Here is a 5,253-nt window from a genome sequence, read left to right as displayed (position 1 = left end):
TTCCCCCATGGCGCGGCGAATCTCGCGGTTCTTGCCCTCGCGCAGCCCCACTGTGAGCCAGGCATTGGCGCCTTGCTGCCGGTCGAGCGTCACGTCCATGGGCTGAAAGCGTTCGCCCTCGATGGTCACGCCCTTGCGCAGCGGGGCGAGGTCCTCGTCCTTGGGCGCGCCCTTCACGCGCACCCGGTACTTGCGCAGCCAACCGGTAGAGGGCAGCTCCAGCTTGCGCTTGATGCCGCCATCATTGGTCAGAAGCAGCAGCCCCTCGGAATTGAGATCGAGCCGGCCCACGCTCATCACCCGCGGCATGCCCTCGGGCAGCTTGTCGAAGACCGTTTCGCGCCCCTTTTCGTCGGCGGTCGTGGTCACCAGCCCGGTGGGCTTGTGATAGAGCCAAAGGCGCGGCCGTTCGGGCGCGCCCACCTCCTTGCCATCGACGGTGATCTTGTCCTTCGCGGTCACGTTCAGGGCGGGGCTGGCGATGGTCTTGCCGTTCACGGCGACGCGGCCCGCCTCGATCATGCGTTCGGCCTCGCGGCGGCTGGCGATGCCGGCGCGCGACAGGACCTTGGCGATGCGGTCGCCTTCTGGGGTATCGGTACTCATGGAAGCGGAGTTAGCGGTTTGACAGCGGCTTGGAAAGCGGCAATGGGAGGATATGACCGGTTTCAACAGCCATATGGACAGCGCCCTGGCCGAGGCGCAGAGCGCCGCAAAGGCCGGTGAGGTGCCCGTCGGCGCGGTGCTGGTTGGCCCCGATGGCACGGTGTTGGCGCGCACGCGCAACCGGATGCGCGAGTTGAAGGACCCCACGGCCCATGCCGAGATGCTGGCCATTCGCGCGGCCTGCGCGGCGCTTGGCTCCGAACGGCTGACGGGCTGTGATCTCTACGTCACGCTAGAGCCGTGCCCGGCCTGCGCAGGTGCCATTTCAGCGGCCCGCATTGCGCGGCTCTATTACGGGGCGGCCGATCCGAAATCGGGCGGCGTGGCGCAGGGCCCGCGCATCTTCGATCACCCCCAGGCCCATCACAAGCCCGAGGTCTATGGCGGGATCGGCGAACGCGAGGCCTCGGAGATGCTCAAAGCCTTCTTTGCAAACCGCCGCTGACCCCTTCTTCTTGGTAGAAATACCCCGGGGGAGCGCGGGGGGGCAGCGCCCCCTCGCATCGGTCGGATGGCCGAAGGCCATTCGAAACCCCTCAGAGCGCAATCGCCTCCATGACCTCGGGCTCGATCACGTCGACGCCGGGCAGGGCAGCGGCCAGCGCCTCTGCCGATTGTTCGAGGATCGGGAAGGTGCGGTAGTGACAGGGGATCACCGTCTTGAAATCGAAGAACTTTTTCGCCGCGTAGGCCGCGCGGCGCATGTCCATGGTGAAATGCCCGCCAGCGGCCAGGATGCCGATATCAGGCGCGTGCAGGTCCGCCAGCACCCCCATATCGGCCATCACGTCCGTGTCGCCCGAAACATAGATCGTCCTGCCTTCGGCCGCGATCATGAAGCCGCATTCGGTGCCGCCGTAGGTCGGCCCGTCCGGGCTGCCGAAGCCAGAAGAATGCACCGCGTTCACCATGGTGACCGTAACGTCCCCCAGCTTCACCGTGCCGCCCTTGTTGAAGCCGACGGTTTCCACGCCCTCGGTTTCGGCCCAGTGGGACATCACATCGTATTGGCCGACAACGGGGATGCCCAGTTCGCGGGCCACGGGCAGCACATCGGTGGAATGATCGCCATGGGCATGGGTCAACAGGATGTGGGTGGCCCCCCCGATCGCCTCGTCACGACGCTCGGCCGGGAAGACCGGGTTTCCGGTCATCCACGGGTCCACCAGCAGGACCTGTCCCGCGATTTCGATGCGAAAGCCGCTATGGCCGAGCCAGATGATGTTCATGGGATCCTCCCGGTTCTTTCGAGCACTTTCGACGAAGGTTAGCCGCTGCCGGGCCGCCGTCAAACGGGATTCGCCCGAATTCCCCTTTGCAGACGCTTGCGGCCCCGCCCCTTGCCCGGTAAACCCGAGCCCGATCAAGACCGCCCAAGACCGAAGGTGTCCTGCCCCATGTCCATTGACATCGAGACCGCCGCCCGCGTCGCCAAACTCGCGCGCATCAAGGTGGACCCCGAAGACCTGCCCGCGCTGGCAGGCGAGTTCAACGCGATCCTCGGCTTCATCGAGCAGCTGCAGGAACTGAACGTCGATGACGTGGAGCCGATGACCTCGGTCACGCCGATGCGGCTCAAGCGCCGCGAGGACGTGGTGACCGACGGGGACCAGCAGGCCAAGGTTCTGGCCAACGCACCCGATGCGCGCGAGGGCTTTTTCGCGGTTCCGAAGGTGGTGGAATAATGACCGATCTCAACAAGCTGACCATCGCAGAGGCGCGCGACGCGCTGCGCAAGGGCGAAACCACCTCGGTGGCGCTGACCGAATCCTGCCTCGCCGCCATCGACGGGGCCGGGGCGCTTGGCGCCTTCGTGCACAGGACGCCCGAGCTGGCGCTGGAGCGGGCCAGGGCCGCCGACGCGCGGATCGCGGCGGGCGATGCGCCCGACATGTGCGGCATTCCCGTGGGCATCAAGGATCTCTTTTGCACCGAGGGCGTGAACAGCCAGGCGGCATCGCGCATCCTCGAAGGGTTCAAGCCGGAATATGAATCGACCGTCTCGGGCCAGCTGAAAGACGCGGGCGCGGTCATGCTCGGCAAGCTCAACATGGACGAATTCGCCATGGGCTCGTCGAACGAGACCTCGGTCTATGGCAACGCGGTCAACCCGTGGAAGGCCCGCAATGGCGACGAGCTGCTGACGCCCGGCGGCTCCTCGGGCGGCTCGGCTTCTGCCGTGGCGGCCGATCTCTGCCTTGCCGCGACCGGCACCGATACCGGCGGCTCGATCCGACAGCCTGCCGCCTTCACCGGAACCGTTGGCCTCAAGCCCACCTACGGGCGCTGTTCGCGTTGGGGCATCGTGGCCTTTGCGTCGTCGCTCGACCAGGCCGGCCCGATGACCAAGACCGTGCGCGACGCGGCGATCATGGGCCGCGCGATGATGGGGCATGACCCCAAGGACTCGACCTCGGCCGACCTGGCCGTGCCGGATTTCGAGGCGATGCTGACCGGCGACATTCGCGGCAAGGTCATCGGCATTCCCAAGGAATACCGCATGGACGGCATGCCCGAGGAGATCGAGAAGCTCTGGCACCAGGGCGCCGAGATGCTGAAGGATGCGGGCGCCGAGATCCGCGACATCAGCCTGCCGCACACCAAGTATGCGCTGCCCACCTATTACGTGATCGCGCCCGCCGAGGCGTCGTCGAACCTCGCGCGTTACGACGGGGTGCGCTTTGGCCATCGCGCCAAGCTTTCGCAGGGCGACGGCATCACCGAGATGTATGAAAAGACCCGCGCCGAGGGTTTCGGGGCCGAGGTCAAGCGCCGCGTCATGGTCGGCACCTACGTGCTGTCGGCGGGCTTTTACGACGCCTATTACAATCGCGCCCGCAAGGTGCGCGCGCTGATCAAGAAGGATTTCGACGATGTCTTCGCCGCAGGCGTCGACAGCATCCTGACCCCGGCCACGCCGTCGGCGGCCTTCGCGCTCGGCAAGGAGGTCTCGGACCCGGTCGAAATGTATCTCAACGACGTCTTCACCGTGACCGTGAACCTCGCAGGCCTGCCCGGTATCGCCGTGCCCGCCGGGCTGGACGCGAGCGGTCTGCCGCTTGGGCTGCAACTCATTGGCCGGCCGTGGGAAGAGGGCGATCTGCTGAACACCGCCTATGCGCTGGAAAACGCTGCAGGCTTTGTGGCGAAGCCCGCGAAATGGTGGTAAAGCCCCCGAAAGGCTTTTCGAGGTAGGCAAGATGCGGACTGTGGCGCTCATTGGGCTGTCGATCCTGGTTCTGGGGGCTTGTGCTTCCCAGCCGGAGGATTCCCGTGGCGTGGGCTTTGGCAGCTACGACCAGGACCGCACCGCGCGCGAGGCGGCCCTGTCGGGCCAGCCGCAAACCATCCTGCCGCCCGACCGCAGTAGCGGCGGCGAGACCGACATCGCGGCGCTGGCCGAGGGCGCCATCGACGAGGCCGAGGGCGGGAGCCCGACCAGCTTCGGGCAGAACAGCGGCATTTCCGATGAGCAGGATTTCGAGGCGGTGAGCGGCCGCGAAAGCATCGAATCCGATGCCGAGCGGCTGGCGCGCATGCAGGAACAGCGTGTCGAGATCGCCCCCACGGCGGTGCCCGACCGCCCCGGGTCGACCGGCCCGAACATCATCGAATACGCGCTGACCACCACCCATCCCGTGGGCCAGCAGGTCTATCGGCGCATGTCGCTCAATCTCGGGCGGCATGAACGCAACTGCCTGGCCTACCGCTCGGACGACCTCGCGCAAGAGGCGTTCCTGTCCATGGGCGGGCCGGAACGCGACCGCCAGGCGCTCGACCCCGATGGCGACGGTTATGCCTGCGGATGGGATCCGACCGTCTACCGCAACGCGGCGGCGGCTGCCCGCAACCAGTGAGCCTCTCGCCCAATTTCGGCCCCCGCCGCGACGGGCTGAGGCCGGAACTGGTCGTTCTGCATTATACCGCGATGGACAGCTGCTCGGGCGCCCTGAAGGCGCTGTGCGACCCCGCGCGCGAAGTGTCTGCCCATTACCTGATCTCGGAAGCGGGCGAGGTGATGGCCCTGGTCGACGAGGCGATGCGCGCCTGGCATGCAGGCGCGGGCGAATGGGCCGGGCGGGGGGATGTCAATTCGCGCTCGATCGGGATCGAGCTGGCCAATCCCGGAGACGCCCCTTTTGCCGCGCGCCAGATCGCGGCACTGGAGGCGCTTTTACCCGGCATTCTCGCACGCTGGTCGATCCCGCCCAAGGGCGTGATCGCCCATTCCGACATGGCGCCGGGGCGCAAGATCGACCCGGGCCCCCGGTTCGACTGGCACAGGCTGGCGCGGCAGGGCCTGTCGGTCTGGCCTGACGCCCGTGATCTGCCGCCCGACTGGCCGCGCTTTCGCGCCGATTCGGCGCGTTTCGGCTACCCGGAGATGGCCGACGAGGTGCTGCTTGCCACGCTGCGCCTGCGCTTCCGGCCGCGCGCCACGGGGCCGCTCGATGCGCGCGACATGGGGATCATGGCCGATCTCGCCGACCGGCACCCGGCCTGACAGCTGCCGTGCGCCGGTTTTCTGTCGAAGAAAACCGGTCGAAATCCGCGCCGGATTTCGCGGCCGCTCTTGACGGCCCCGGT

The 5,253-nt window shown here is 67.1% G+C and carries 7 protein-coding genes; 5 read left to right on the top strand and 2 right to left on the bottom strand.

The window, feature by feature from the left end; all coding sequences use genetic code 11:
- A partial coding sequence (locus tag ACEQXV_RS03100; protein ID WP_370267849.1) for a pseudouridine synthase occupies nt 1–606 on the bottom strand: 606 nt, incomplete at its 3' end.
- A 52-nt stretch (nt 607–658) separates the two neighbouring features.
- On the opposite strand from ACEQXV_RS03100, the gene ACEQXV_RS03095 reads away from it, so the two are divergent.
- Nucleotides 659–1,111: a nucleoside deaminase gene (locus ACEQXV_RS03095; RefSeq protein ID WP_370267847.1), complete on the top strand. Its 453-nt coding sequence runs from the start codon at nt 659–661 to the stop codon at nt 1,109–1,111.
- A 91-nt stretch (nt 1,112–1,202) separates the two neighbouring features.
- Here ACEQXV_RS03095 and ACEQXV_RS03090 read toward each other — a convergent pair whose 3' ends face one another.
- Entirely contained in the window at nt 1,203–1,895 is a 693-nt protein-coding gene (locus tag ACEQXV_RS03090; protein WP_370255003.1) for a metal-dependent hydrolase, read from the bottom strand.
- 168 nt (nt 1,896–2,063) lie between these two features.
- Here ACEQXV_RS03090 and gatC point away from each other — a divergent pair, with 168 nt between their 5' ends.
- From gatC to ACEQXV_RS03070, 4 genes are read left to right on the top strand one after another with little or no spacing between them, the layout of a single operon-like run.
- A complete protein-coding gene (gatC, locus tag ACEQXV_RS03085; protein ID WP_370255002.1) occupies nt 2,064–2,351 on the top strand; it encodes an Asp-tRNA(Asn)/Glu-tRNA(Gln) amidotransferase subunit GatC in 288 nt (95 codons plus the stop codon).
- Nucleotides 2,351–3,835 (top strand): Asp-tRNA(Asn)/Glu-tRNA(Gln) amidotransferase subunit GatA, encoded by a 1,485-nt coding sequence (gene gatA / locus ACEQXV_RS03080; RefSeq protein ID WP_370267845.1) that lies wholly within the window; start codon nt 2,351–2,353, stop codon nt 3,833–3,835. Before gatC ends, gatA begins: the two co-directional genes overlap by 1 nt.
- Nucleotides 3,836–3,866: 31 nt before the next feature.
- Complete coding sequence (locus tag ACEQXV_RS03075; RefSeq protein WP_370254999.1) at nt 3,867–4,523, top strand: hypothetical protein; 657 nt, start codon at nt 3,867–3,869, stop codon at nt 4,521–4,523.
- Nucleotides 4,520–5,170: an N-acetylmuramoyl-L-alanine amidase gene (locus ACEQXV_RS03070; RefSeq protein WP_370254998.1), complete on the top strand. Its 651-nt coding sequence runs from the start codon at nt 4,520–4,522 to the stop codon at nt 5,168–5,170. Before ACEQXV_RS03075 ends, ACEQXV_RS03070 begins: the two co-directional genes overlap by 4 nt.
- The last annotated feature ends 83 nt before the right edge of the window (nt 5,171–5,253 follow it).

The organism is Nioella sp. (assembly GCF_964229645.1).
GTDB lineage: Bacteria > Pseudomonadota > Alphaproteobacteria > Rhodobacterales > Rhodobacteraceae > Nioella.
This window is presented reverse-complemented; position numbering and strand designations above follow the sequence as displayed.